Source organism: Rhizobium sp. KNZ14-9A (assembly GCF_056755015.1).
Genome location: NZ_JBPGXB010000004.1, coordinates 971155 through 997434, shown reverse-complemented (window position 1 = coordinate 997434; position 26280 = coordinate 971155). Strand labels below are relative to the sequence as shown.

19 protein-coding genes are annotated in these 26280 nt (G+C 59.9%); 6 read left to right on the top strand and 13 right to left on the bottom strand.

Translation table 11 applies throughout. From position 1 onward, the window contains the following. Positions 1-8: 8 nt before the first annotated feature. The 3 genes from ACR9ZQ_RS34855 to ACR9ZQ_RS34845 all read right to left on the bottom strand — a co-directional run bounded on the left by ACR9ZQ_RS34855 (position 9) and on the right by ACR9ZQ_RS34845 (position 3057). Positions 9-845: a carbohydrate ABC transporter permease gene (locus tag ACR9ZQ_RS34855; RefSeq protein ID WP_310390172.1), complete on the bottom strand. Its 837-nt coding sequence runs from the start codon at positions 843-845 to the stop codon at positions 9-11. After that, positions 842-1702: a carbohydrate ABC transporter permease gene (locus tag ACR9ZQ_RS34850; RefSeq protein WP_481430040.1), complete on the bottom strand. Its 861-nt coding sequence runs from the start codon at positions 1700-1702 to the stop codon at positions 842-844. Before ACR9ZQ_RS34850 ends, ACR9ZQ_RS34855 begins: the two co-directional genes overlap by 4 nt. Before the next feature lie 80 nt (positions 1703-1782). Then, entirely contained in the window at positions 1783-3057 is a 1275-nt protein-coding gene (locus ACR9ZQ_RS34845; protein ID WP_481430039.1) for an ABC transporter substrate-binding protein, read from the bottom strand. A 90-nt stretch (positions 3058-3147) separates the two neighbouring features. Here ACR9ZQ_RS34845 and ACR9ZQ_RS34840 point away from each other — a divergent pair, with 90 nt between their 5' ends. Continuing rightward, a complete protein-coding gene (locus ACR9ZQ_RS34840) occupies positions 3148-4056 on the top strand; it encodes a helix-turn-helix domain-containing protein (RefSeq protein WP_481430979.1) in 909 nt (302 codons plus the stop codon). A 205-nt stretch (positions 4057-4261) separates the two neighbouring features. Continuing rightward, entirely contained in the window at positions 4262-4546 is a 285-nt protein-coding gene (locus ACR9ZQ_RS34835) for an acylphosphatase (RefSeq protein ID WP_481430038.1), read from the top strand. A 3-nt stretch (positions 4547-4549) separates the two neighbouring features. Here the strand turns inward: ACR9ZQ_RS34835 and ACR9ZQ_RS34830 are convergent, their stop codons facing one another. From ACR9ZQ_RS34830 to ACR9ZQ_RS34810, 5 genes are all read right to left on the bottom strand, one after another. Then, positions 4550-5530 carry an ABC transporter ATP-binding protein gene (locus tag ACR9ZQ_RS34830; RefSeq protein WP_481430037.1) on the bottom strand — a complete coding sequence of 327 codons (981 nt, stop codon included), beginning with the start codon at positions 5528-5530 and terminating at the stop codon, positions 4550-4552. Positions 5531-5533: 3 nt separating this feature from the next. Then, the gene (locus ACR9ZQ_RS34825) at positions 5534-6358 is read right to left on the bottom strand and encodes a carbohydrate ABC transporter permease (protein ID WP_310390181.1); all 825 of its coding nucleotides are present in this window, start codon (positions 6356-6358) and stop codon (positions 5534-5536) included. Further along, positions 6355-7218, bottom strand: coding sequence for a carbohydrate ABC transporter permease (locus ACR9ZQ_RS34820; protein ID WP_007823368.1), 864 nt, complete (start codon positions 7216-7218; stop codon positions 6355-6357). Before ACR9ZQ_RS34820 ends, ACR9ZQ_RS34825 begins: the two co-directional genes overlap by 4 nt. Positions 7219-7281: 63 nt before the next feature. Then, positions 7282-8562 (bottom strand): ABC transporter substrate-binding protein, encoded by a 1281-nt coding sequence (locus ACR9ZQ_RS34815; protein ID WP_481430036.1) that lies wholly within the window; start codon positions 8560-8562, stop codon positions 7282-7284. 69 nt (positions 8563-8631) lie between these two features. Continuing rightward, positions 8632-10965 (bottom strand): family 78 glycoside hydrolase catalytic domain, encoded by a 2334-nt coding sequence (locus tag ACR9ZQ_RS34810; RefSeq protein WP_481430035.1) that lies wholly within the window; start codon positions 10963-10965, stop codon positions 8632-8634. A 142-nt stretch (positions 10966-11107) separates the two neighbouring features. Here ACR9ZQ_RS34810 and ACR9ZQ_RS34805 point away from each other — a divergent pair, with 142 nt between their 5' ends. Beyond that, the gene (locus ACR9ZQ_RS34805) at positions 11108-12127 is read left to right on the top strand and encodes a LacI family DNA-binding transcriptional regulator (RefSeq protein ID WP_481430034.1); all 1020 of its coding nucleotides are present in this window, start codon (positions 11108-11110) and stop codon (positions 12125-12127) included. Between the two features lie 29 nt (positions 12128-12156). Here ACR9ZQ_RS34805 and ACR9ZQ_RS34800 read toward each other — a convergent pair whose 3' ends face one another. After that, positions 12157-12576 carry an Rrf2 family transcriptional regulator gene (locus ACR9ZQ_RS34800; RefSeq protein ID WP_481430033.1) on the bottom strand — a complete coding sequence of 140 codons (420 nt, stop codon included), beginning with the start codon at positions 12574-12576 and terminating at the stop codon, positions 12157-12159. Positions 12577-12679: 103 nt separating this feature from the next. On the opposite strand from ACR9ZQ_RS34800, the gene ACR9ZQ_RS34795 reads away from it, so the two are divergent. The 3 genes from ACR9ZQ_RS34795 (at position 12680) to ACR9ZQ_RS34785 (ending at position 23413) form a co-directional block, all read left to right on the top strand. Next, positions 12680-13369 (top strand): TehB-like domain-containing protein, encoded by a 690-nt coding sequence (locus ACR9ZQ_RS34795; RefSeq protein ID WP_481430032.1) that lies wholly within the window; start codon positions 12680-12682, stop codon positions 13367-13369. Next, positions 13362-14576, top strand: a complete 1215-nt coding sequence (gene hmpA, locus ACR9ZQ_RS34790) for an NO-inducible flavohemoprotein (RefSeq protein WP_481430031.1) — start codon at positions 13362-13364, stop codon at positions 14574-14576. Before ACR9ZQ_RS34795 ends, hmpA begins: the two co-directional genes overlap by 8 nt. A gap of 341 nt (positions 14577-14917) precedes the next feature. Beyond that, positions 14918-23413, top strand: a complete 8496-nt coding sequence (locus ACR9ZQ_RS34785; protein WP_481430030.1) for a glycoside hydrolase family 94 protein — start codon at positions 14918-14920, stop codon at positions 23411-23413. A gap of 66 nt (positions 23414-23479) precedes the next feature. Here ACR9ZQ_RS34785 and ACR9ZQ_RS34780 read toward each other — a convergent pair whose 3' ends face one another. From ACR9ZQ_RS34780 to ACR9ZQ_RS34765, 4 genes are all read right to left on the bottom strand, one after another. Continuing rightward, on the bottom strand, positions 23480-24538 hold the full coding sequence (locus ACR9ZQ_RS34780; protein WP_481430029.1) for an adenylate/guanylate cyclase domain-containing protein: 1059 nt from the start codon (positions 24536-24538) through the stop codon (positions 23480-23482). 88 nt (positions 24539-24626) lie between these two features. Continuing rightward, positions 24627-25073 (bottom strand): SRPBCC family protein, encoded by a 447-nt coding sequence (locus tag ACR9ZQ_RS34775; protein ID WP_113320024.1) that lies wholly within the window; start codon positions 25071-25073, stop codon positions 24627-24629. Between the two features lie 190 nt (positions 25074-25263). Beyond that, entirely contained in the window at positions 25264-25632 is a 369-nt protein-coding gene (locus ACR9ZQ_RS34770; RefSeq protein ID WP_481430028.1) for a c-type cytochrome, read from the bottom strand. A 4-nt stretch (positions 25633-25636) separates the two neighbouring features. Next, positions 25637-26224 (bottom strand): GXWXG domain-containing protein, encoded by a 588-nt coding sequence (locus tag ACR9ZQ_RS34765; protein WP_481430027.1) that lies wholly within the window; start codon positions 26222-26224, stop codon positions 25637-25639. Positions 26225-26280 lie beyond the last annotated feature (56 nt).

Sequence of the window (26280 nt, the reverse complement as noted above, 5' to 3'; positions counted from 1 at the left end):
CCCCTCGATTATTTGATTGCGCCGGCCGCGATGCCGGCGATGAAGTGACGCTGCAGAGCCACGAAGACAACGAGGATCGGTGCCGTCAAAAGCACCGCACCCGCCATGATGCCGCCCCAGGAAACCTTGGTGAGGCCGATCAGCACGCCGAGCGCCACCGGAGCCGTCATCATGCCGGGCTTCGAATTGATCAGCAGCGGCCAGAGATAATTGTTCCAGGAGGCGAGGAAGAGGATGATTGCCAGTGCCGCCATGGTCGGCCGGGCAAGCGGCAGCGCGATGCGCAGGAAGATCTGCCATTCCTTGACGCCTTCGACGCGGGCTGCATCGAAGAGATCGTTGGGCATCATGGAGAAGGACTGCCGCATGAAGAGCACGCCGAGCGAATTGAAGAGCGGCGGCACGATAAGGGCGATCCAGGTATTGGCGAGCTTGAATTCGCGCGCGACCATGATGAATTGCGGAATGACGACCACGAAATAGGGCAGGGTGATCGTGCCGAGGATGATGGCGATGACCAGCGAACGGCCGACGAAGCGGTAGCGTGCGAGTGCCCAACCGGCCATGGAGGTCAGGAGCACGGATAAGACGGTATAGACGGTGGCAACAACGATGGAGATCACCATTGCGCCGATGAAATTCGTGTCTGCCTGCAGGTTCTGGAAGTTTGCGACGAAATTGGTCGAGGGCCAGAGCACGATCTGCGGGCTGAAGATGCCGTAGTCAGGCATGGTCGAGAAAACGAACATCATCCAGAGCGGAAAGAGCCAGATGATCGCGAGCGGCAGCAGGAAAGCGTGCAGGGCGATCTGGCGGATGAGAAGGGATTGTGACTTGGATCTCATTTCGGCTCCCTCCCAACCCAAAGGTTGAGCAACGAGATCGCGACTGCGAGCGCTGCCATCGTATAGGCGATCGCCGAGGCATAACCGAAGTTCAGCGATGTAAAGCCTTGGCGATAGAGCAGCAGACCAAGTGTCTCCGTGCCACCGCCAGGTCCGCCTCTGTTGGTAATGAGGAAAGGTTCGGCGAAGAGCTGCATCGTACCGATGACGGACAGAACCACGCAGAAAAGAATGATCGGCTTCAGAAGCGGCAGGGTGATGTGGAAGAACTGTTGCAGCTTGCTGACGCGGTCGAGCGTAGCCGCCTCGTAGACATCTTCCGGGATCGATTGCAGGCCGGCCAGGATGATGATGGCATTGTAGCCCGCCCATCGCCAGGTGACGGCAATGATAATGACGACCATGGCGGCATTGGCGTTGTCGAACCAGGAAACCGGGGTGAGGCCTGCTGCGCCGATCAGCTTGTTGATGATGCCGAAATCGAGATTGAACATCAGCCGGAAGACAGCCGCATAGGCGACCTCGCCAACCACGACTGGCGCGAAAAATGCGAAACGAAACAGGACGCGTGCTTTCAGAAGCGGCGAATTGAGCAGCACGGCCATGATGGTCGCAAGGGCGATCATGACAGGCACCTGGATGACCAGGATGATGAGCGTGTTATAGACGGCGTTGTAGAAGGCCGGGTCGGCGAAGAGGCGCCCCCAATTGGCCTGAAGGCTGAATTTCCACGGATTGATGCGCGTGTTCTGGAACGAGATCAGGAACGAATTGATGATCGGCCAGACCCAGAAGGCGGCAAAGACCAGAAGATAGGGCGCGAGGAACGCATAGGCGCTGCGGTTTCTCATCGGCATAAATCCTCCTTACCGAAACGAATGTGCCGACCGCCTCCCGCGGCAGGCGAGGCCGGGCGCTTCGGCGCCCGGCTTGCCATTCATTGTGCGATCGGAAGACCGGTCGCCGATGCAATCTGCTTGGCGGCATCGTCGAGGGCAGCCTTCGCATCGGGATAACCGCCGGCGAAATACTTCGTCTGCGTCGTCTTGTAGATGGCATCTGCATCCGTCTGGAAGGCCGTACCGCGGCTCGGCACGATCTTCGGCAGGGTAGCCAGGATGTCGGCCCAGATCTTCTGGCCGCCCCAATAGGGCTGCGGCTCGTTGACGAAGGGATCCTGAACGGCCGACAGCAGCGACGGCACGAGACCGAACGACTTCAGCATGGTGACCTGGCCCTCATTGGTGGTGAGCGCATAGGTCAGATATTTGAAGGCTGCTTCCTTGTTCTGCGAGTTGGCATTGATGGCGAGCGAGGAGCCGCCGAGGTTGGCAGCATGGGGGCTGTCTGCGGTCATGCCCGGCATGGCGTAAACGCCCCACTTACCTGACAGATCGGGAGAGCCGGAACGGATCGTGCCTTCGTACCAGCCGCCGAAGACCTGGCTTGCCACTTTGCCGGCGGTGTTGGAGGAGATCTTCTCATCCCAGTTCGCCGCCGTCAGCGTGCCGGCATCCTTCATCGCCTTGACTTTTTCCAGCGTCTGCACGCAAGCGGGCTTATTGATGGTGATCGATTGGCCGTCGGTCGAGAAATAACCGCAGCCCTGTTCGTTGGCGAGCATGCGGAACCATTCGCTGTCGCCGTTGAAATCGCCCTGGCCCATGACGACGCCGGGATTGGCTGCCGAGACCTTCTTGCCGGCGGCAATGAAATCGTCCCAGGTTGCGATCGACTTCGGATCGACACCGGCCTTTTCGTAATAGTCGCGACGATAGAAGACGGTGACTGGACCGGAATCCCACGGCATGGCATAGGCGACATCACCGATTTCAAGCTCTGTACGCTTGAACTCGGGGAATTTCGCCTGCATGTCGGCGTTGTAACCGAGGTCCTTCAGATTAGCGAAGCAATCCGGGAAGCGGCTCCAGAAGATTTCCGCCTCGAAATTCTCTATCGTGACGATATCGGGAAGGCCGTCGCCGCCGGCCGCGCAGGCGGCAAGCGTCTTGTCGAAGACCTGCTGGTTGCCGAGATCCTGGACATCGACCTTGATGTCGGGAAACTGCTTGTTGAAGCCTTCGACCGTCGATTTGAGAGCGGAAGCTGCGACATTCCAGCTCCAGATGGTAAGTGTAGCGGACTGCGCATAAGCAGATCCGGATGCAAGCAGCATAAGCGCTGTCGTTGCAGTGATGAGTTTAGAGCGCATGAAAATCCTCCCTTTTCAATTGCCTTGCCGTCGCTGAGCGAACGTGGCTAATCTAGCGCGGCGGGAGCGGCTGTCTCATAAAAAGGGAATATAGAATTGGCGGAAAGTAAGGTCGTTGGCAAACCTGTTTACCAGCCTGGTGCCAGCACGATTGAAGGCATGCCGATGGCGCTGCAGATGTTTTATGCTCATCCGCCTGTCATGGCGATGCCGCATTGGCATGCCCAGGTCGAGGTCAATTACATCATGCGCGGTAGCGTCCATTATCGCATGAGCGACCATGACATCACGCTCAAAGCCGGCCAGATGTGCCTTTTCTGGGGCGGGCAGCCGCATCAGATGGATAAGTCCTCAGATGATTCCCTTTATGCGGGCGCGCATCTGCCACTCGTCTATTTCTTCAGGCTGCGCCTGCCTCCGACCATAGGTACCCGTCTGATGAAGGGGGAAATCCTGCTGACATCGGCGACCGATGCGGCGGATGAGGCAAATTTCCCGCGCTGGTATGACTATGCGAGATCCAATGATGTCAGGAAGACGCAGCACGCCGTCGATGAATTGCTTCTGCGCATCGAGCGGATTGCCCTGGAATCATATCTGATGGTTCCAGGCACCAGCACAGACGAGCTTGAGCAGCCCAATTCGCATCTTTCCCGCAGCGTCGCGCGTATGTGCGATTTCATAGCGAGCAATTTCCTGCAGGACATCGATACGGTCGAAATTGCTCGCACGGTCGATCTTCATCCGAAATATGCGATGAACCTGTTCAAGAAGACGACAGGCATGACGATCAGCAAATACGTTAATTTGCTGCGCCTTTCGCATGCCCAGGCGCAACTGATGGGCGAAGGCGCGAACGTTCTCCAGATCGCGATGGATAGCGGTTTCGGCTCGATCAGCGCCTTCAACAAGTCCTTCCGCAATATTGCCGGCATGTCTCCATCTGATTTTCGCCGGGACATGCGTTCGATGATCGGCGCTATCTCGGCTGCTGGTTGAGACGCCCTGAGTTTGCCTTCGAAGACCGATCTCGATCGCGGGCATGGATAGGGTCGGTCCAGTCGCGCCCGGGCGCTAGGTCGACTGCCGATCGTCAAGATCTGCCCCGCAAGAAGACGCGTTGAACGGGGTGCATCTTCCGCCGACGGAAACATGGCCCTTGCAAAGAGCGCCGGGAGCGACATCATGTCGGAGAGGAACCCAGATGACCGCGACCCAGGATGCTTTTCGTGTGTACATCACCGGCGGGGTGCAAGGCCTCGGCTATCGCGCCTGGACTCGCGGCCAGGCCCTCCAACTCGGCCTGACGGGCTGGGTGAGGAACGAGGCCGACGGCTCGGTCAGCGCTTTGATCGTCGGTTCTCAAGGCGCCACCGGCTCCATGCTCGAGCGTTTCTGGAGCGGTCCCGCCGGCTCCTCCGTGGCAGACGTGAAAGCGGAGCCGGCAAATCTCGATGAGATACCGAGCGACTTCCGCATCGTACGATAGAGATCAGGAGAACCTGTGTTCTTTCCCGGCGAGCGGTGAGGCAAACTGCGTTTCACCGGTTGTCACCGGCCGGTCGCCATCCGTACGCACGACAAGTGTCTGCAATTCCGGCACATCGAGGTAGACGACCGTATCTGCGCCGAGCCGCTCGATATGGCGCACCTTGCCCTGCCATTTGCCTTCCGTCGGCGAGAGTGTGATATGTTCGGGCCGGATACCGTAGGTCCGGCATCCCTCCTGTGCGGCGATCTCTCCCTCGAACAGGTTCATCTTCGGCGAGCCGATAAAGCCGGCCACGAAGGGGCTGGCCGGATTGTTGTAGAGCGTCATCGGCGTTCCGACCTGCTCGATCTGTCCGCCATTCAGAACAACGATCTTGTCGGCCATCGTCATCGCCTCGACCTGATCGTGGGTGACGTAGATCATGGTGGCGCCGAGCTTGGCATGAAGTTCGGACAGTTCGATGCGCATCTGCGAGCGCAGCGACGCGTCGAGATTTGACAGCGGCTCATCAAACAGGAAGACTTTTGGATTGCGGATAATCGCCCGCCCGATCGCCACGCGCTGCCGCTGCCCGCCCGACAGTGCCTTCGGCTTGCGATCGAGCAGGTGCGACAGCTGCAGAATATCGGCGGTCTGTTTCACCCTTTCGGCGATTTCCGCCTTGGGTCGCCTGGCGAGCGACAGGCCGAAGCCGATGTTTTCTGCGACGGTCAGATGCGGATAGAGCGCATAGGACTGAAACACCATGGCGATCCCGCGCTCGGATGGCTCGGCATAGGTCACGTCCTTGCTGTCGATGAAGACCTTGCCCGAGGTCTGTGTTTCCAGCCCCGAGATGATGCGCAACAGGGTCGATTTCCCGCAGCCGGACGGGCCGACGAAGACGCAGAATTCGCCCGGCTCTACAGTGAGATCGACGCCCTTCATGACCTCCAGGCTGCCGAAGCTCTTGCGGACACTTTCGAGAACAACTGATGTCATGGCTTATCCCTTGACTGCACCGGCGGTCATGCCTGCCACGATCTGCCGGTTGAAGAAGATGAAGACGATCAGGGGCGGAATAGTCACCAGAAGGATGTTCATGAACAGCAGGTTGAACTGGGTCTGGAACTGGCCCTGAAAATTATAGAGCGTCAGCTGCACCGTCACGTTTTCCCGGCCCGGCAGGTAGTAGAGCGGGTTGGTGAAATCGTTGAAGATGGCGATCGACTGGACGACGATAACAGTAACCGTGACCGGCTTTAAGAGCGGCAGGATGACGCGAAAGAAGATCTGGAATGGCTTGGCCCCGTCGATGATAGCAGCTTCGTCGAGATCCCGTGGGATCGTTGCGATGAAGCTGCGAAACAGGAGAACCGTGAAGCCGAGGCCATAGGCGACTTGGATCAGCACCATGCCGGACAAGGTCTTGAAAAGGCCGAGGAGTTGCAGCACCCAAATGGTCGGAACAATGGCCGGCGGGATCATCAAGCCGGCGAGCACGCAGCCATAAATGATAGTATTCCAGCGTGAGGGGCGGCGCTGCAGAACGTAGCCGACCATGGCACCGAATAGCACCAGCAGGGTGACGGCGGCCACCGTGATGACGGTCGAGTTGAAGTAGGCCAGCAGCAGCATGTAGTTGCGGGTCTGCACGACCTCCATGAAATTCTGCCAAAGCTGCCACTCGACCGGCCAGCTGAATCTCAGCGTTGCCGCATCCTGTTTCGTCTTGGCGGCCGTGATGAAAATGAAGATGAAAGGCAGCACGAAGATCACGCCGCAGGCAGCCAATGCCGCAATCCCGGTATAGAGCTGGCGGCGGCTCATAGATCCACCTCCTTGCGATTGAACCAGGCCGTCAGCGGCAGGACAATGAGGCCGATGAGCAGGAAGAGGATGACATTCCCAGCCGTCGAAAGGCCGTAGAAGCCCGCCTGGTACTGCTTGTAGATGACGCTTGCGAGCACATCCGAGGAAAAACCGGGGCCGCCGCGTGTCATTGCCCAGATCAAGTCGAAACTTCTGAGGCCACCGATCAACGAGAGCGTCACGACCGTCACCGTCGCGGGCTTGACCAACGGGACAGTCACGCGGAAGAACATCTGGGTGCGGGTCGCGCCATCGATGCGGGCGGCCTCATAATAGTCGGGGCTGATCGATGCGAGCCCGGCGATATAGATCACGGTCGCAAGCCCGATGCCCTTCCACAGGTCGACGAAGACGATGGAGTAGAGCGCAAGAGCCGGATCGGTCAGCCAGCCAGGGCCGTGGATGCCAATGGCGGCGAGCGCCACATTGATCAGCCCGCGTGTCGGATGCATGAGCACCGAGAAAGTGATACCGACGCCGATCGTCGATACCAGAACCGGAAAGAAGATCACGGTGCGCAGCAGGCCTTGTCCCCAGAGGCCGGAGGTCAACAGCACCGCGAGCAGGAGACCGAGAACGGTTTTCGTGCCTGAGGTCAGCACCGCATAGATGACCGTGTTGACCAGGCCCTGGATCAGAAAGGGTTCGCGGAAGAATTGCCGGTAGTTTTCCAGGCCGATGAACTGCGTGGTGAACAGGTCCCAGCGCGTGAGGCTGAACCAGAAGGAGGCGACCGTCGGAGCCAGAAAAAGGACTGTGAATATCACCGCCGCCGGCAGGACGAACCAATAGGGATAGGGTGACTTGCGTTTTATCATACGGACACCGTGAAGCGTCCCCCACCCAGGCTCAAAGGGGTGAGTGGGGGATCGGCTGGAAGGTTACCAGTTCGGCAGGCCGAGCTGCTTGGCCTGCTTCTCGACATCCTGGTCGTAGAGGGCGGCCGCATCCTTGGCGGAGCGTATGCCGGTTCCGACCTCGACCGTGATCTGCTCAAGCGCCGGTCCCTTGACGGGCGAGAGGAATTCGAGCGCCGGACCGTTGCGTCCCTCGGTATCGAAATAGGGCAGCATGTCGGAAACGACCGGCGGAATGTCCTTGGGAAGTTCGCATCCCTTGACGAGGTAGGGACCCGACGGAACAGCCTTGGCCATCAGGTCGCACGCCTCCTTGGAGCCGACGAAATCAAGAAATTTCTTGGCCTCTTCCAGGTTTTCGGACTTTGCGGAAGCATAGAGCGCGGAAGGCATCCAGACGGTCAGGCCGTTCTTGGCAGCGTCCGTTCCAGGCTGAGCGAAGAAGCCCAGATCCTTCAGGTTGTCAGGGAAATTCTGCTGGATGTTGCCGATACCGAAGGTGAGGTTTGGATAGTGCGCGGCTTCGCCTGTGGCCACCATCCGCATGCCGTCGTCAAAGGTTGCCGCGCCGAAGTCCGCGTTGAGGAAACCGCCTTTCGCGACCTCCTCAAGATGTTCGAAGCCGCGCAGGGCAGCTGGCGTAGTGGCATATTTGATCTTGTTGGCGGTATAGTCGGCTGCGAAATTCGGGACCTCGGTCTGGACGTTATAGAAGTCGGCAAGCACGAAGAGCTGCGAGGTCCAGGTCGTGCCATAGGTCTGCGCCACGGCAACCTTGCCGGCCGCCTTGATCTTCTCGTTGTTGCTCATGAACTCCGCCCATGTCTTCGGCGGGGTCAGCCCGAGATCGGCGTAGATCTTTCTGTTGTAGAAGATGCCGCCGCCCATGGCGGGACCAAAAGGAAGGCCGCGGACATGGCCGTCCGGGCTGGTGACGACCTTCTTGAAGCTGTCGAGAATCCCGGCTTCCGACGGAAGATCGGAAAGATCTGCGATCGTTTCCTGCGGCTTCAAAGCCTGGAAGAGGGAGCCGCCGTTATACAGGAAAATATCGGCCATTTCGCCGGTGGCGAGCCGGGTCTTGATGATGTTATCGCCCTCCGAGCCTCCGGCACGCTGCTCGACATCAAATGTGACGTCGGGATGCTTTTCCATATAGGCTTTGGAAACGGCATCGAACGAGGCAATCGTCTCGGGATTGGTGTCAATCAGGACGCTGAGGGTCGCATCTGCATGCGCCACTCCAGCGGCAAGAGCCATGATACTGGTTGCAAGGATGCTGCACTTCGTCATTCGCATAGTCATTTCCTCCTCTTGAAGACCGGAATGCGTTGGGCTGCTTGCCCGCGGATCGAAAACCCGCGGGCAACCGCATCAGATAGAAAACGTAACCGTATGTTCTCCTGCACCGAGCATGGTCTCCTCACCTTGCTCGATCAGGGTGCCATCTGCCTTCAGTGACTTGCGTTCGCCCTTACCTTGCAGACGCGCAGTCACGCCCTGCGGCAGCAGTAAGCGACACGTGACGGTCCCCCCCTCCAGTGTCCAGCCAGCTTCGATACGGCCAAAGCGGGTGTCATGCCAGGCTGAAACCGGCGAGAGAGCAGGCAGGATGGCGGGATCGAAGGCGACTTCCTCGAAGCCTGGCTTGTCTTCCAGCGGCTTGATGCCGGCGACATCTTCGAAGAGCCACTGGCATACCGCGCCATAGGCATAATGGTTGTAGCTGTTCATGTCGGGATCATAGATCGTGCCGTCCTCGGCGAGCGCATCCCATCGCTCCCAGATCGATGTCGCGCCGCGCTCGACTTGATACAGCCATCCCGGAACCTTCCGGTTTAGGAACATCTTCTCGGCAAGGTCCAGCATGCCGAGCCGGGTCAGCGCCGGCAGAAGGGCAGGGGTGCCGATGAAGCCTGTGCCGATAACGCCGTCTGTTTCTTCCGCCACCCGGCGGAAATAGTCACGAGCAGCAGGTTCATATTCCGGCGGCACGAGGCCATAGAGAAACGCCAAAGACCAGGACGTCTGGTCGTTATGGGCAATGCGGCCGGAGGGCGAAAAGAATTCGTGCTTGAACGCGGCCTTGATTTCATCAGCGCGCTTGTCGAGCCTTGCTGCTTCGACAGTCTCACCCAGAATGCGCGCGATCTTTGCCGTCAGCTGGGTGGAAATGAAATGATAAAGGGTCGCTGCGCAATCGTCTGCCACGGTTGGGCGCGGCTTCCTGTTATCTCCGACCGGTTGCAGCCAGTCGCCAAAAGTGAAGCCATGCGCGCCCCAGACTGCCGGAGGACGGATAATCGGTCCATCCGAGATACCCCAGAGGTAATCGAGCCAGCGAAGCATTGCAGGGAAGCATTCTTCCAATACGGCATTGTCGCCGTAATGCAGGTAAAGCTGCCAGGGAATGATGGTGATCGCATCGCCCCAGCCGGTTGAGCCCGCCCAATCGCCGCGCCCGTCGACCGGGTGAAGCCGCGTCGGATCAGGTGAAAAATGCGGGACTGCGCCGTCGGCACGCTGGTCGTGGACCACATCGCGAAGATACTTCCTGAGGAAGGACTGGCTGTCGGCAAGCCAGCAGGCCGTTCCGGCAAAGACCTGGGCGTCGCCGGTCCAGCCGAGGCGTTCATCGCGCTGCGGGCAATCCGTCGGCACTTCAATGAAATTGGAACGCTGCGACCAAATGGTATTGTCGACGAGCCGGTTGACGGCCGCAACACCTGACGTGAAGCCGCCGGCACTTGTTGGCACCGAGGTAATCGGCACCATAGTGATCGCGATCAGTTCAACCTGGCCTGTCAGGGTGATGCGCGCATAGCGGAAGCCCATGAAGGTGAAGAGAGGCGCGTATTCCTCTTCGGCTTGTCCAGAGAGCGTATAGATCAGCTCGGCACGCGCGCCGCGATAATTGCGGTTGTCGAAGAAGCGGTCAGGGCCGAGCACTTCGGAATGTTCGACGCGCACCTGTGTTCCGGCTGCACCCTTAAGGCGCAGGCGGATATAGGCTCCGGCATTCTGTCCGAAATCATAGACAACCCGGCCATCGGCCTCCGTCCAGCGATCAATGGGAGAGAGCTTGGCCAGTTCCTTGACTGCGCCGGTCTCATGCGGAACGAGCAAAGCCTTGTCGAAGGAGAGGACATCGACGCCGTGACTATCCTGTGGACGGATGCGAGCGTCGTAATCCTCGCCATAATAGATCCCGTTGCGAACAACGGGGGTGAAGCCGCTCTTCCAGCTGTCATCCGTCTTCAGAAGCGTTTCACCGCCGGCGCGCAATTCTGCGATTGCCGCCGTCCGGTCGCCCCAGCAATTGATGATTGGATTGGAAGCCCACATCAGCTGGCTGCGATACCAGCCGTCGCCGAGCCAGATTTCGATACGGTTGTTGCCGGGCTGCAAGAGCTTCGCCACGTCATAGCTTTGATAGGCGATCCGGTCGTCGTAGCAGGTCCAGCCGGGCGTCAGGAGGTCGGTGCCGACGCGGTTGCCGTTGATGAAGGCGCGGTAGAGGCCGAGTGCCGAGATGCGCAGTGTCGCCTCGGCGGGGATGGCATCGAGCGCGAATTCGCGCGACACGAAAGTGCCTGCGGTTGCCTGGCCGCCGTCACAGGAGGGGCCGATCATCGACGCTGTAAACTGGAAAGCAGAACCGGCGAGGCCGTCTTCTCCGGCGATGCCGTGGGCCGAAACAGTCTTCATTTAGAGCCTCCCTCAACCGCCAATCTCCTCAAGCGGTCGCTCAGTGTGTATCGTTCTATGTATATCATTCTACATTCTCAATTGCCGCGCAAGAGGTTTTGTGCCTATAATTTCCCAACACTTGAGAGTGAGGCAATTTGGAATGAAAAATCAGACCGTTAACGCGACAAGGGACCGGATAACGATCCGCGATGTGGCACAAGATGCCGGTGTCTCCGTTGCTGCGGTATCGAAGGTCCTTCGCAACGCTTACGGCGTCAGCGACATCTTGCGGACAAAGGTCGAGACCTCGATTGAAAAGCTGAATTACCGGCCCTCTGTCGCGGCGCGGGCTATGCGCGGCCGCACCCAAACGGTGGGTATGCTGGTCATCGAATTGTCGAACCCATTCCTGGCGGGTGTTATCGAGGAGGCCAATGCGACCTTGTCCGAGAGCGGCTTCAAGGCGCTGATCGGGATCGGCCGCTCTACAAGTCCGATCGAGGCATCGATGATCGAATCGATGATCGATAACCGCATGGATGGCGTGTTGATCATCGCTCCGCGAATATCGGGCAAAATCCTTGAGCTCTATGCGCGGCAAATCCCGATTGTGGTGATTGCCCATCATGAGCCGCATGCCCAGACCTACGACACGGTCAATTCCGATGACCACAGAGGCGCCTATCTGGCAGTCCAAGCCGCCTTACAGCGGGGTTATCGAGACATCGCAATGCTCGGCTACGACCTCGGCGACTCGCCGCCGACCATCGTCGCTCTTCAGCGCGAGAAGGGTTATCTGGATGGCATGAAGGCGGAGGGGCTGGAGGGCCGCATCATCCGCCTGCCGTTGGTAGGCGCTGACCGTCGGGCGGCAATCAATGATTTCCTGGCCTTAGAGGACCGCCCCCGTGCGGTCTTCGTCTGGTCCGATCTCGATGCCGTGCCCCTCATCAATGCCGCGCGTATGAGCGGCATCCGGGTTCCGGAGGACCTCGCCATCATCGGCTACGACAATTCGCCGATGGCGGCCATTCCGCTCGTCGGCCTGACCAGCGTGGACCAGAACGCCGCGGCACTCGGCAGAACAGCGGCAGAGACGCTGCTCGGCAGGATTGATGGCCGCGAAGAGGCTCGTCATCTGTTGATCGAGCCGCATGTCGAGATGCGCGGAAGCACCTGAAAGCTGACAGCCTTTCGGCAGTCTACAGTCTATGCTGCGGCAAAGAGAGTTCTCAGCACGTCTTTCCGTTCTATGATGTCGGCGACGCTATACCGATCGAAGACGCCGACAAAAGCGGCCGTCGCCTCTCGCAGGATGGGCGGCATGCCGCAGCCGGCTCTGATGGAACAGGAAGAGCATTCGAGAATATCGTCAAGGCCCTCAGTATGTCTGAGCAGGCGACCGAGATTGATGGAGGCGGCCGGACGGCCGAGCCGGATTCCGCCGTTTCTACCCCTGATCAATTCCACGAAACCGGCTTTCGCCAGATCCTGAACCACCTTCATCAGATGGTTCTGGGAGATTTCATAGGCGTCAGCGACCTCCTTGATGGACGAGATCTCTCCCTCGTGTGATCCGAGGTAAATCATCACGCGGATCGCATAGTCGGTGTACCGTGTGAGCTTCATGGCACCTGCGTCAAAACGCTCAAAAAGAAATGATGCATTCAAATAGCATCTTTTACTGACTGCGTATACATGCATTGCAGATGCATGATTATGGAGTGACGCGATGAATGCGGCCAAGTTGCAGGAGAGCCAGATTCTGCCAGTATTGGAGCGGTTCTATGAGAAAGTCCGGCGCGATCTGATGCTTGGTCCGGTTTTCGCGGTGGTGGCGGATTGGCCGGAGCATTTGCAGCGACTGACTGAATTCTGGTCTTCGCTCATGCTCACGACTGGCAAATACAAGGGCAATCCAGTCGCGATCCACCTGATTCATTCGGACAAGATAGAACCTGCCATGTTTGAGCGCTGGCTTGCGATCTGGCGCGAGACGACAGACGAGATGCTGCCGCTCGCGGTCGCGCAAGAGATGCAGATCAAGGCGGGGCGGATTGCCTCGCGGCTGAACCTGGCGCTGACCGGGGAGATGCTTGAGTTACGGGCCGAAAAGTCTGCACCGCCACCTCTGAAGCCATACAAGACGACAAAGATCTTCGATGAAACGACTGTGCCAAATGCACTTCTCGAAAATCATCGGGTCAAATCCGGCGCCTGGGCACTCATCCGCGTTCTGACGGGCAGCATGCGCCTGGTGACAGGGCAGACGGTGAGCCCCTTAAGCCCCGATCACATCGGCCGGGTCCTGCCGGAGGTGGAGCATCACCTGGAGCTTCACGGCCCTGTTCAATTTCAGATCGAATTCTTCGATCGCGACCCTCTCCATATTGATAGCATTGAAAGGAAAGAACATGCCTAACCCACTTTCGGCACGCACCATTGAACTGGTGAAGCAGAGTGCTCCGGCGGTTGCCGCCCATGCGAGCGACATAACGAAGACGATGTACGGGCTGCTCTTCAAGGACGAGCACATCAAGGCGCTCTTCAATCAGGCGAATCACGGTGAAAATGGCTCTCAGGTTCACGCGCTGGCGGCGGCAATCGTCGGTTATGCGCAGAACATCGATAACCTCGCGCCTCTTTTGCCCGTCATCGAAAGGATCGCGCATAAGCACATCGGTTTTCATATCCTCTCCGAACATTATCCCTATGTCGCCAAATCACTGCTGGCAGCAATCCGCGAGGTATTAGGTGAGGCGGTGAACGAGGAACTGATTGATGCCTGGGGAGAAGCTTACTGGTTCCTTGCCGATACCCTGATCGAACGAGAGGAGCAGATACGAGCCGAGCTTGAAAAGCGGGCAGGGGGCTGGAACGGCTGGCGCGAATTCAGGGTTGCCGAAAAAATCAAGGAAAGCGATGTGGTGACATCGTTCGTCCTGCGTCCGGTCGACGGGCAAGGCGTCGCGCTTCATCGTGCCGGCCAGTATCTGACTTTCGATCTCAGCCTGCCCGATGGCAGCCGGATGAAGCGGAATTATTCGATCTCGTCCGGCCCGAACCAGGGCTTCTATCGCATCTCGGTCAAGCGGGAGGAGAACGGCAAGGGCGCCTCGCGCTATCTGCACGATCACGTCGCGGTCGGCACGGTGTTGAAGGTCACGCCGCCTGCCGGAGACTTCTACCTGCCTGAGGAGCCGACCAGCGTAATTGTCCTGTTGTCAGGCGGCGTAGGCCTCACGCCGATGGTCAGCATGCTGGAAGCGATCGCTGGCGATTATCCTGACGTCGAAGCCCATTTCGTTCACGGAGCCATGAACAGCTCGACGCATGCGATGGACAAGCATGTCCGCTCGCTTGCCCAGCGGCACGGTCGGGTATCGGTCAGCACCTTCTACAGCGAGCCCGCAGCCAGGGATGTTGCCGGTTTTTCTCACGATGAGGATGGTTTCATCACCAGAGGATGGCTGGAAGCAAATACGCCGATCGATACGGCAAACTTCTACATTTGCGGTCCAAAGCCCTTCTTGCGATCGATGGTCAGTAACCTGCGGGCGCTTGGCGTTTCCAGCGATCGCATCCACTATGAGTTCTTCGGCCCGGCTGATGAATCGCTGGCGGCCTAGAAGCGTCCGGCTGCCAGCCTAAATCCACAGCACGAACAGATATTCGACCAGGCGAAGCCACCGTGGCTCCGCCTGGTCGATTGCATTTTTCGGAGGCGGTGATGGACGCGGCGGCATGGCGATAGGGGTTCATTTTACCCGGCCAACGGTTCGATTAATCGTCCGTTCATTTTGCGGCCGCTATTGACCACTATCCGCCATTTCGAACAATCCACGTTTGAAAGTAAACTCCCGCTCAAAAGCAATGAAGATGCCCAATTCGAAACGCTCGTGCCCCTTCTCGCATCCAGTTCCGCAAGAATGCATCGGCCGGACACGAACCCAGTAGAAGAGAAAACACTATGTCCTCTCAAAATATTACGGGCGCTTCGGGCGCGAATGTTCATGCAACTGCCGCCGATCCCGATTTCGGTATCCGCGCCGCTCTCCTGTCGAATGATCAGCTGAGGGTAAAGGCCGCGCAGTTTGCGGAAAACCGCGCCCTTGACGTGGCGAGCTTCAAGAATTTCGATTTCTTCCAGCGTCACCGGGAGAACGAAGCCGAGATCCTTAGGGTCTATCGCGCTGCTGCAGCGGATGTCGATGCGGGCGAGAGCATCACACCGGCGACCGAATGGCTGCTCGACAACCACTACATCGTCGAAGAAGCCATCCAGGAAGTCCGTCGTGACTTTCCGAAGAAATTCTATCGCGAACTGCGCAAGATCAAGCTTGACGGAACGGAAGTGCCGCGCACGCTGGCGCTTGCCTGGCTCTACATGGCGCATGCGCATAGCAATATCAGCAATGCTGGTATGGCCGCGGTCACGGAAGGCTTCCAGGACAGGGAGACGCTGCGCATCGGCGAACTCTGGGCGCTGCCATCGCTCGTCCGTTACGTGCTCATCGACAACCTTCGTCATGTTGCGACGCATGTCGACAAGAGCCGCGAAATGCGCACCAGCGCCAATGCAGCGGCCACCCAGGCGATTGCGCTCGGTGATGCCGGGTCCGCCGGTTTCCTGGAGACGCTGGTTGCCAATCTCGATGATACGACCTTCGTCACCCAGCTGCATTATCGCCTGCGTAACGCGCTGGAGCCGACCGAAGCTGCGCTGAGCTGGCTCGAGGCCAAGCTCGCGGCAAAGGGGACCGATGCCGAAACGGTGATGTCGGCCGAGCAGGTGCGTCTTGGCGCGGCCAATACGCTGATGGGCAGCATCATCAAGAGCCTGCGTGAGATCAACGACACCGACTGGTCCGAATGGGTCGAAGAGGTCAGCACGATCGACAAGCTGCTCTGGCAGCAGACGGATTATGCCGAGCTCGATTCCGGCTCTCGCAACAGCTACCGCCGCCAGATCGAAAAGCTTGCCAAGCGCTCCGACAAGACGGAAATGGATATCGCCGAGGCGGCCGTGCGCCTGGCTGACCGCGCAAAGGCAGGAAGCCAGGATCCATCTTCCTCTGCCGGCAATGTCGGCTATTATTTCGTCGGCAACGGGCGTCCGGCGCTGGAGTCTGAGATCGGCTTCCGGCCGACGCTTGGCCTGCGGTTCATGCGCGTAATCCGCGAGCTGAACTGGCTGGCGATCGCCGCGCCTGTTCTCTTGCTGACGCTGCTGGCGCTGGTCATCACCGATGCGATTTTTGTCGATGCCGGCATGCCGCTTTTTGCGACGATCGTGCTGTTGCTGATGTTCGCGCTTCCAGCATCCGAAGGCGCGACGGGCCTCTTCAACTTCTTCGCCACCTTCTTCATCACGCCCGACCGTCTTGTCGGCTATGAATTCAAGAAGGGACTGCCTGCGGAAGCCCGCACGCTCGTCACCATCCCTTGCCTGATCGGCAAGCGCGAACATGTCGATGAACTCGTTCGCAATCTTGAGGTCCATTATCTCGCCAATGCGCGCGGCGAAATCTACTACGCGCTTTTGAGCGATTGGCCGGACGCGCAGGAAGAACAGAATGCCCGCGATCTCGAAGTGCTCGACTATGCGCTGAGCAAGATCGCCAATCTGGAGGCACGTTACGCCGAGGACGGCAAGCAGCGCTTCTATCTGCTGCATCGCCGCCGCCAGTATAATCCCGCCGAAGGCGCCTGGATGGGCTGGGAGCGCAAGCGCGGCAAGCTGCATGAGCTCAACATGCTGCTGCGCGGCGAGCCGAACACGAGTTTCCTGCCAGGCGCCGATGTCGTGCCGCAGGACGTGAAATATGTCATGACGCTCGACAGCGACACGCGCGTCGTCCGAGACACCGTGACCAAGCTTGTCGGCAAGCTGCATCATCCGATCAATCGCCCGGTCTTCGACGCCAGGAAACAGCGGGTGGTCGATGGCTACGGCGTGCTTCAGCCCCGTGTGACGCCGTCGCTGACGACAGGCAAGGATGCATCGACCTTCCAGCGCGTCTTCTCGGTCAACCGCGGCCTCGACCCCTATGTCTTTGCCGTCTCCGACGTCTATCAGGACATTACCGGCGAAGGCACCTTCACCGGCAAAGGTCTCTATCACGTCGATGCCTTCGAAGCGTCGCTGAAGGGACGGATCAAGGAAAACTCGGTTCTCAGCCACGACCTGCTTGAAGGCTCGATGGCGCGTTGCGCACTGGTGACGGACTGTGAACTGGTCGAGGACTTTCCGATCCGCTACGAAGTGGAAGTCTCGCGCCAGCATCGCTGGGCGCGTGGCGACTGGCAGCTTCTGCCTTACATCTTCGACGATCGCCGTGGCGTCACTGCGCTCGGCTGCTGGAAGATGTTCGACAACCTGCGTCGCTCGCTGACGCCGATCGCCTGGTTCCTGGCATCCGTGCTCGGCTGGTACTGGATGGACCCGCTCGGTGCGCTCATCTGGCAGATCCTCTTGATCTTCAGCCTGTTCGTCGCACCGACCCTGTCGCTGATCAACGGCATCATCCCGCGCACCAGCGATATTATCCTGCAGGCCCATCTGCATACTGTCTGGAAAGATATCGAGAATGCCAACGCCCAGGTGGCGATGCGCATCGTCTTCATCGCCGACACCGCCTGCGTCATGGCCGACGCCATTATCCGCTCGCTCTACCGCCTGTTCGTCAGCCGCAAGCTGATGCTGCAGTGGCGCACCGCCGCAAGCGCCCAGGCCATGGCTCAGACGACCATCCTCGGCCATTACAAAGTCATGTGGCGGGCTCCGGTGCTCGCCGTCCTGGCATTGCTTTTCGTCATTTCCTCCGGCGACAGCGCCTGGATGGTCGGCCTTCCCTTCGTTATTTTGTGGGTCCTCTCGCCGGCTATCGCCTGGACGGTCAGCCAGACGGCGGAAACCGAGGACCGGCTCGATGTGCCGGACAATGTCCGCAACGAATTGCGCAAGATCGCAAGGCGTACATGGCGGTATTTCGACCACTTCGTGGTTCCCGGTCAGCATTACCTGCCGCCGGACAATGTCCAGCAGACGCCGCATGCCGTCGTCGCCATGCGTACCTCGCCGACCAATATCGGCGTCTATCTTCTATCGGTGATTTCGGCGCGCCGCTTCGGTTGGATTTCCTTCGAGGATGCGGTCAAGCGCATCGAACAGACGATCGAAACCGTCGACAGGCTCGAGAAATATCGCGGCCATCTCTTCAACTGGTATCATACCGATACGCTGAAGCCGCTCGGTCGCCGATATGTGTCATCGGTCGACAGCGGTAATTTTGCCGGCCATCTGATTGCGGTATCGTCAGCCTGCCGGATCTGGGCGCAGGCTCCGCTTGCCCACATTCACACCGATCTCGATGGCATTGGCGATGTCGCGGCCATTCTTCGCGAGGTGCTGAACGAGCTTCGGGAAGAAGACAAGTCTGTCCTATCCCTTCACGATCGGCTCGATGGCCGGATCGCCGATCTCGAAACGGCGGTTGCCACCGGCAAGCGGGAGAAGGAATTCTCCTCAGGCCTGATCGAGCGATTTGCCGGACAGGCCCGCGAAATCCGCGAACTTGCCGGCAGCCTCGACCGAGAGGTCAAGACGGCGCAAAGCGACGAGATCGTCCAATGGGCGGAAAAGCTCGTGGCAACCTGCGAGCTTCATCTCACCGACAAGGCTTTCGATCCTTCGCAGGTGGATGTCATCAGCGAACGGCTGATCCACGTCGGCAATCGGGCCCGCGAAATCGCTTTCGACATGGATTTCAGTTTCCTCTATCGCCCCGAGCGCCGGCTACTGTCGATCGGCTTCCGGGTCGAGACGGAAGAAGTCGATGCGGCTTGCTACGACCTGCTTGCCTCGGAAGCACGCCTGACCAGCCTGTTTTCCATCGCCAAGGGCGACCTTCCGACAGAGCATTGGTACAAGCTCGGCCGTCACGTCGTCCCGGTTGGCCCGCGCGGGGCGCTGGTCTCCTGGTCCGGTTCGATGTTCGAATATCTGATGCCGCCGCTCGTCATGCAGGAGCGCAGCGGAGGTATTCTCAACCAGACCAACAATCTGATCGTTCTCGAACAGATGAACTATGCCCGCAAGCTCGGCACACCGTGGGGCATTTCGGAAGCGGCCTTCAATGCCCGCGACCACCAGATGAACTATCAGTACAGCAATTTTGGCGTGCCGACGCTCGGCCTGAAGCGCGGTCTCGGTCAGAACGCCGTCATTGCGCCTTACGCTTCGCTGCTGGCGAGCCAGTATCACCCGGTCGCCGCACTCGAAAACCTCAACAGGCTGAGGGCTGTCGGCGCGCTTGGCATGTATGGCTTCCATGATGCCGTCGACTTCACGCCGAACCGCGTGCCTGAGGGCAAGCAGTGCGCCGTGGTCTATAACTACTATGCGCACCATCACGGCATGTCGATCGCAGCCGTCGCCAACGTCGCCTTCGATGGAATGCTGCGTGAGCTTTTCCATGCTGATCCTGTCATCGAGGCAGCCGAGCTGCTGCTGCAGGAAAAGGCACCGCGCGACATCCCTGTCATGGCGGCCAAGCATGAAACCGATGCGCCTGCTACCATCCAGGGCGACCTCATGCGTCCGGAAGTGCGTCGCCTGGAAGACCCGGCATCGCGCGAACGCGAGTTGCTGCTGCTGTCCAACGGTCGCTATTCGACCATGCTGACAGCGACGGGTTCCGGCTACAGCCGCTGGAAGAACCTTTCCGTCAACCGTTGGCGTGCCGATCCGACCGAGGATCGCTGGGGTTCCTTCATCTTCCTGCGTGATACAGAATCCAACGAATGGTGGTCTGCGACGGCCGAGCCGCGCTCGATCGCCAACGAACACGTGCGCGTCAGCTTCAGCGACGACAAGGCCGAGTTCGTCAAGACCGTCGGTGAGCTGACGAGCGAGATGGAAGTCTTCGTCGCGAGCGATCACGATGCGGAGGGCCGCCGTCTGACGATCACCAATACCGGCACTGAAGATCGCGTCATCGAAGTGACCTCCTATATGGAACCGGTCGCGACACTCGATGTCGTCGATACCGGCCATCCGGTCTTTGCCCGCATGTTCCTGAAGACCGAGATTGCCGCTGCCGGCGACGCGATCGTCGTCGAACGCCAGAAACGCGGCCTGACCGATCCCGATGTCACCATCGCGCAGCTTATCGTCGATACGTCAGGCGAAAATGCCCCGACGCAATATGAGACTGACCGTATGCGCTTCCTCGGCCGGGGCCGTACCCTGACCGAAGCCGCTGCGTTCGATCCGGATGCCAAGCTGTCGGGCACGGACGGCTTCACCATGGATGCCTGTGTGTCGCTGCGCCGTAAGCTTCGCGTGCCGGCCGGCGAAAAGGTCAGCGTGACTTTCTGGACCATTGCGGCCGCCGAACGCGCCGAACTCGAAACGGCGCTGGAGCACTATCGCCAGCCGGAAAGCTTTGCCCAGGGCCTCGTTCAGGCCTGGACGAGGACGCAGAGCCAGCTGCGCCAGATCGGCGTCAACTCGAAGGAGGCCGCCGCCTATCAACGGTTCGCGCGCTACATCATCTATCCCGACATGGCGCTGCGCGCCGACAGCAAGGCGGTTCGCGAGGGTCTTAAGTCGCAGTCCGTTCTCTGGGGTGCAACGCTATCAGGCGATGCGCCGCTGATGACGCTGCGCATCACCGACGAACTCGGCACCGATCTCGTCAAGGAACTGCTGCGGGCTCAGGGTCTCCTGCAATCGCGCGGCGTCGAGGTCGATCTCGTGATCTTCAACGAGCGTGCCGGCGAGGCGGCTGCGGAAATGCAGCGCACGATCGACCAGCTCTGCGATGCGGCGCGCCATGCAAGCGAAATTGCCGGCATCCAGCGCAACATCTATGTACTGCGCAAGGACCTGACGACACCGGAAGCATATGGCGCCATCATCGCTGCCTCGCGCGTTGTTCTGCGTGGCCGCGACGGCAGTCTCATCGACCAGCTGCAGAAGGCTCGTTCCGTTGCCGGATCACCGGCGCTGCTCGGCCAGTGGGGCGATTCGACCCTGGTGCCGAGGATGGTCCGCGGTACTGCTGAGCCCGTAGAGGCCGATGGCACCGATCTCGCCTTCTGGAACGGCTATGGCGGCTTTGCGGCCGAGGGCAGCGAATATGTCGTGCGCCTGTCGGGCGGCGAGCAGACGCCGCAGCCGTGGGTCAACATCATGGCCAATGATAGTTTCGGCTTCCATGTTTCGGCCGAAGGTGCGGCCTTCACATGGAGCCAGAACTCCCGCGATCACCAGCTGACGCCCTGGACCAATGACATGGTCACCAACCGGCCGGGCGAAGCCTTCTACCTGAAGGACCTCGATCGCGGCTCGGTCATCGTGCCCTATGCGTCTCTGGCGCAGCGCTCCCACACGCGCTTCGAAGCCCGCCATGGCCTCGGTTACTCGGTCTTCTCGACGGTCCAGGATGACATCGCCCTGGAGGTCACGCAGACCCTGCATATGGAAAAGTCGGTCAAGCTGACGCAGTTGCGCATCCGCAACGATGCGGGCGAGGCACGCAAGCTGCGCCTTTATGGCTATGCCGAATGGATCCTCGGCAACAACCCGACGAAGAGCAAGCCCTTCATTATCTCCAGCTATGACAGCGCGAATGGGGCGGTCTTCGCGAGCAATCCGTTCAGCGTGAGCTTCGGGACGCGTGTCGCAGCCTTTGCGGCAAGCGAAACGCCGTCGAGCGTTTCCACAAGCCGTCGCGAATTCATCGGCCGGCACGGAACGATCCAGCAGCCGCGCACCGTCTCGGCGGGCTCGCGTCTCTCCAACGCGTTGGATCTCGATGGCGATCCGGCAGCCGCTATGGCCTTCGATCTGACGATCGGGCCTGGCGAGGTACGCGACATCTGCTTCTATATGGGCGATGCTGCCTCGCAGGAAGACGCCGCTGCTTTGATTGCCGAGATCCGCTCCGTGAGCTTCGAAGAGGTTCTCGGTCAGACCCGTGACTTCTGGAAGAATTTTACCGGCAAGACGCGTGTTTCTACGCCGGATCAGCGCCTCGACTTCATGGTCAACAGCTGGCTGCCTTATCAGACCTATGGCTGCCGTATCATGGCTCGCACCGCCTTCTACCAGTCGAGCGGCGCGTGGAACCTGCGCGACCAGCTGCAGGATTCGCTGGCCTTCCTGCTGCACTCACCGGAGATCGCCCGCAAGCAGATCCTCAATACCGGCCGACGCCAGTTCCCGGAAGGCGACTTCCAGCACTGGTGGCTGGCTGACAGCGGCGCCGGTGTGCGCACGAACATCTCCGACGATCCGGTCTGGCTCGCCTATGCGGTCGATCAATATTGCACGGCGACCGGTGATGCTGCGATCATGGACGAGATGCTGCCCTTCGTCGAAGGCGCGCAGCTCAGCCCTGGTCAGTACGACGCCTTCCTGCAGCCGCGTATCTCGGACACGACCGCATCGCTCTACGAGCATGCCGCCCTCGGCCTCGATCTCGCGATCAAGCGTACCGGGGTCAACGGCCTGCCGCTGATGATGAGCGGTGACTGGTGTGACAAGATGGATCGGGTCGGTATGGCCGGCCGCGGCGAGAGCGTCTGGCTCGGCTGGTTCCTGGCCGGCGCACTGCGCCGCTTCATCGCCTATGCCGAGGCGCGCGGAGATACTAAACGTGTCAGCCACTGGACGACGCATCTTGGCAAGCTCAAGGAAGCGATCGAAACGGCCGGCTGGGACGGCGAATATTATCGCCGTGGCTACTATGATAACGGTGCGCCACTCGGCTCCAGCCAGTCCGAAGAGGACAAGATCAACTCGATCGCCCAATCCTGGAGCGTACTTTCGGGCGAGGGCAATCCGGAACGCAGCGACATGGCGATGACGGCGGTCCTTGGCAAGCTCGTCGATGAAGAGGGCAAGTTCATCCGTCTCTTGACGCCGCCCTTCGTCAAGTCGGTCAACGATCCTGGTGTGATCAAGGCCTATCCGCCTGGCGTTCGCGAAAACGGCGGCCAGTATACCCATGCTGCCACTTGGGCAGTGCTGGCTCTCGCCCGCATGGGTCGGGCCGAAGACGCTTGGCGCGCCTTCGAAATGCTGAATCCGATCAACCATTCGCTCGATAAATCGTCTGCGGACGTCTATCGCATCGAGCCCTATGTGATCGCCGGCGACGTCTATGGCGAGGGTGCGCTCAAGGGCCGCGGCGGCTGGAGCTGGTACACCGGTTCGGCCGGCTGGCTCTACCGTGTGGCAGTCGAGGGCATCCTCGGCATCCGCTCGGAGAACGGCCGCCTGCATGTCAAGCCGGCCCTGCCGGCCGGATGGAACGGCTTCTCCGCTGAGCTCGATCTGCCGAGCGGGAAATATCAGGTTTCCGTTTCGAAGGTGGATGCGGACCGCTGCTCTGTGACGATCAACGGCACGGCGCTCGATGATTTGAGCGAGGGATATTTGTTGGCGGCCAAATGAGAACTCACTGCCGGGGCAGATTGACTGGTGTCACTGCCACGGCGATTGCCCCGATCTGCGCGTCGTTCAATCCGTTGGCAGAGTGAAGACCGCGCAGGGGTCGGCGATGCCTCGCAACCGGTGTTCACCCAGGGGAACCAGTTGTGTCGAAACCTCCGCAGCGAGCGCACCTGATATCAGCACACGATGACCAAGGGACTTGCAGAGCCCTTCCAGCCGGCTGACCAGATTGACCGCGGGGCCGATGGCGGTGAAGTCCAGCCGGTCGGCCGCACCGATATTGCCCCAGAGCATTTCGCCGAAATGCAGCGCCACGCCGAAGGGTAGCGGCGGCAGGCCTTGTGCCTGCCGCGCGATGTCGAGATGGGCCATGCCGGCACGGGCGGCCGCGACGGCGCGTAGCGACGCTTCGCAAGCTTCACCAGGCGTTCCGGTAACGGGAAAGATCGCCAGAACACCGTCACCAATGAACTTCAGCACCTCACCCCCAAAAGCGTGTACCGCGCCTGCAACACGATCGAACCAGGCATCGAGGGTGGTGATCATGAGAGAGGGCTCGGTTTCTTCGGAGAGGGCCGTGAAATCGCGCAGGTCAGCACAGAGCAAAGCGGCGCGAATGGTTTCACCGCTGCTGCGGCCGAGTGCTCCGGCCTGCACCTGCGCGGCACTGCGTTTACCGAGGTAGGCCTCTAGAAGGGTTGTTAGCGCGGTTCGTGCGGTCAGAGCCGCCAAGGGTGCTAATGCAAAGCGCGCTGCCTGGTGCAGCCGGTCCGCCTCGTTCGGATCGAACGAGCGGGATCCAGCCCAGCCCAATATCGGACTGTCGGAGCCTCTGCCGATCTTTCCTTCATATACTGGCCCAAGCCCGGCAAGCCAGTCGCCCGCAGCCTTGTTGAGCGAGCTGCCGGCAAAGTCGAGCGCCTCGATGACGGTGCCGCTCTCGGCCCGCCACAACCAGGTGCGACGCGCAATGATCGGATGTGGAACGGCAAGGGTGAGGGCTCCGCCGGCGAGCGGCAGGCCATCGGCAAGCAACTGGCGGCCAAGCTCGGCTATGAAGTGTTCGGGACCGGACGAGGCGCCGGCCTCATCGATCAGCCAGGCGAGGTGGGCGGGCAAATCCATGCCTCGATCATGCCATAGCGGTCACCTGATGTCAGCCAGACGTAGCCTTCCTCGTGAATTCGGCTTCTCTTTCAAATGAGAATCTTGGTCATTTCCTGCCATAGAAGGGATCGGGTCCCGGGTCGCGTCCGGCCGCCACGGTGCTCAGCCGACCAAGGTAGTGAGCCCAGCCCTCGGCATGGCCGGCGCATTGCTCGGCATTGGGCAAGCCGGTATGCGTCAGACGCAGGAGCGTTCCATCAGGCTGTTCGATCAGATCAATCTCGACTAGGCTGGAGCCCGGCGGCACCACTTCGCTCCCATCCCAGCCGAAACTATAGGCCAGGCGGTGGACCGGCACCACTTCGCGGAAAGAGCCGCGAGCGAAACGTGCGCCGGTAACGTTGACGAGATAGAGCCCTCCGGGCTGCGGCTCGATCTCTGCTTCCGTGCCCATCCAGCGGAGGATCTTTTCCGGATCCGTCAGCAGGGCGAACACGGCCGCGGGCGGCGCTGAAAGATGCGTTTCGCGGCGAACGACGAGGGCCTCTTGCATCGCTTTCTCCCAAGTTTGGTCCGCGCCGACCGAGCGCGCGGCGCGGTATACTGAACTAGAGGGAAGATCACTCGCAGCAAGGGTGTCATGTGTTACGAGCGCTTGAATTGCGAAGGGCGCTCATCCTGCGAATTCACGTGGAGGAGGCGACAGAGCTCATATATGCCTACCACCTTCCGCCGCCGCGCTACTACGGATTTGCCTTCAGGAAGGCGATAAGGTCGTCGATTTCGAAGCTCCAGAGTCCCCAGAAGCGCATCTTTATGCCGGGGATTTTTCTGCTCGGGCTTGTCAGAAATTCCGCAAGTTCATGCTCGTTCCACGCAAGCCCGTCTTCGCCGGCTTTCTTCAGGGCGGGAGAGTAGGCATAATCGTCTATGATAGCTGCCCGCCGTCCCACAACACCCTTCAGGGAGGGGCCGAATGTACTCCTGGTGTCATCGATAATGTGACATGAAGAACAGGCCCGGTAAATTCTCGCGCCACGATCCGCATCAGCCGCGAAACCGTTGCCCGCAACCGAAGCTGCCGTAATTGCCCATGCGATTGTTCTCAACATCGCGCTAACCTTGCGCGTCCATCTTCGTGAGTTTGAAGAAAAACCGCCTTTCGTCGTCGCGCACGCACATCATCCCAGCCAGCGTATTTTCATCCACCCGTCTGAAGTGGTCGACGATCGGCTGCTCGTTGTAGACCATTGCAGCGCTTGCGATGTGCTCGAATGTCCGAACCTCCAGTGCGGCTGTCGTGCCTCGCGCGCGGAATACCTTATGAAAATACGAAAACGTGGTTTGGGCGAGGGCGGTCCGTCCGAATGGCGCCAGCTTGATCGCAAGCCCGATAGGGACGAAGCGCGGATCGATGGCCACGAGCCGTCCCGGATGCCACTGGAAGAGTAGGGCGTCGGCCCGCATGTCAGGATGAAAGCGTTTGCCGAACCATCGCAGGTTTTCGAGGACGCCATCGAGCGGATGCCCCGATGGAACGCCGCCGCCTCGCCACAATCCGACCATCTCAACGGGCTTGACGGGCTCCAGCGACTGGAACCAGGCCGTCATATCTTTTTGCAGGTCCGCTTGCACGGGCTCACCTTCTCCCACGATCACATCAGGAATGAAGTAGCGATTGCCGGCGAAGATTCCGAGACCCAATTGGATATCTCTGTGCGGAACCTTCAAAGTCGATGCTGGATATCTGCTCTTAACCG

Excerpts from the sequence above, each read along its gene's own strand:
- ACR9ZQ_RS34855 (WP_310390172.1), bottom strand. The coding sequence starts at position 845 with ATGAGATCCAAGTCACAATCCCTTCTCATCCGCCAGATCGCCCTGCAC.
- ACR9ZQ_RS34850 (WP_481430040.1), bottom strand. The coding sequence starts at position 1,702 with ATGCCGATGAGAAACCGCAGCGCCTATGCGTTCCTCGCGCCCTATCTT.
- ACR9ZQ_RS34845 (WP_481430039.1), bottom strand. The coding sequence starts at position 3,057 with ATGCGCTCTAAACTCATCACTGCAACGACAGCGCTTATGCTGCTTGCA.
- ACR9ZQ_RS34835 (WP_481430038.1), top strand. The coding sequence starts at position 4,262 with ATGACCGCGACCCAGGATGCTTTTCGTGTGTACATCACCGGCGGGGTG.
- ACR9ZQ_RS34830 (WP_481430037.1), bottom strand. The coding sequence starts at position 5,530 with ATGACATCAGTTGTTCTCGAAAGTGTCCGCAAGAGCTTCGGCAGCCTG.
- ACR9ZQ_RS34825 (WP_310390181.1), bottom strand. The coding sequence starts at position 6,358 with ATGAGCCGCCGCCAGCTCTATACCGGGATTGCGGCATTGGCTGCCTGC.
- ACR9ZQ_RS34820 (WP_007823368.1), bottom strand. The coding sequence starts at position 7,218 with ATGATAAAACGCAAGTCACCCTATCCCTATTGGTTCGTCCTGCCGGCG.
- ACR9ZQ_RS34815 (WP_481430036.1), bottom strand. The coding sequence starts at position 8,562 with ATGACTATGCGAATGACGAAGTGCAGCATCCTTGCAACCAGTATCATG.
- ACR9ZQ_RS34810 (WP_481430035.1), bottom strand. The coding sequence starts at position 10,965 with ATGAAGACTGTTTCGGCCCACGGCATCGCCGGAGAAGACGGCCTCGCC.
- ACR9ZQ_RS34805 (WP_481430034.1), top strand. The coding sequence starts at position 11,108 with ATGAAAAATCAGACCGTTAACGCGACAAGGGACCGGATAACGATCCGC.
- ACR9ZQ_RS34800 (WP_481430033.1), bottom strand. The coding sequence starts at position 12,576 with ATGAAGCTCACACGGTACACCGACTATGCGATCCGCGTGATGATTTAC.
- ACR9ZQ_RS34795 (WP_481430032.1), top strand. The coding sequence starts at position 12,680 with ATGAATGCGGCCAAGTTGCAGGAGAGCCAGATTCTGCCAGTATTGGAG.
- hmpA (WP_481430031.1), top strand. The coding sequence starts at position 13,362 with ATGCCTAACCCACTTTCGGCACGCACCATTGAACTGGTGAAGCAGAGT.
- ACR9ZQ_RS34785 (WP_481430030.1), top strand. The coding sequence starts at position 14,918 with ATGTCCTCTCAAAATATTACGGGCGCTTCGGGCGCGAATGTTCATGCA.
- ACR9ZQ_RS34780 (WP_481430029.1), bottom strand. The coding sequence starts at position 24,538 with ATGGATTTGCCCGCCCACCTCGCCTGGCTGATCGATGAGGCCGGCGCC.
- ACR9ZQ_RS34775 (WP_113320024.1), bottom strand. The coding sequence starts at position 25,073 with ATGCAAGAGGCCCTCGTCGTTCGCCGCGAAACGCATCTTTCAGCGCCG.
- ACR9ZQ_RS34770 (WP_481430028.1), bottom strand. The coding sequence starts at position 25,632 with ATGTTGAGAACAATCGCATGGGCAATTACGGCAGCTTCGGTTGCGGGC.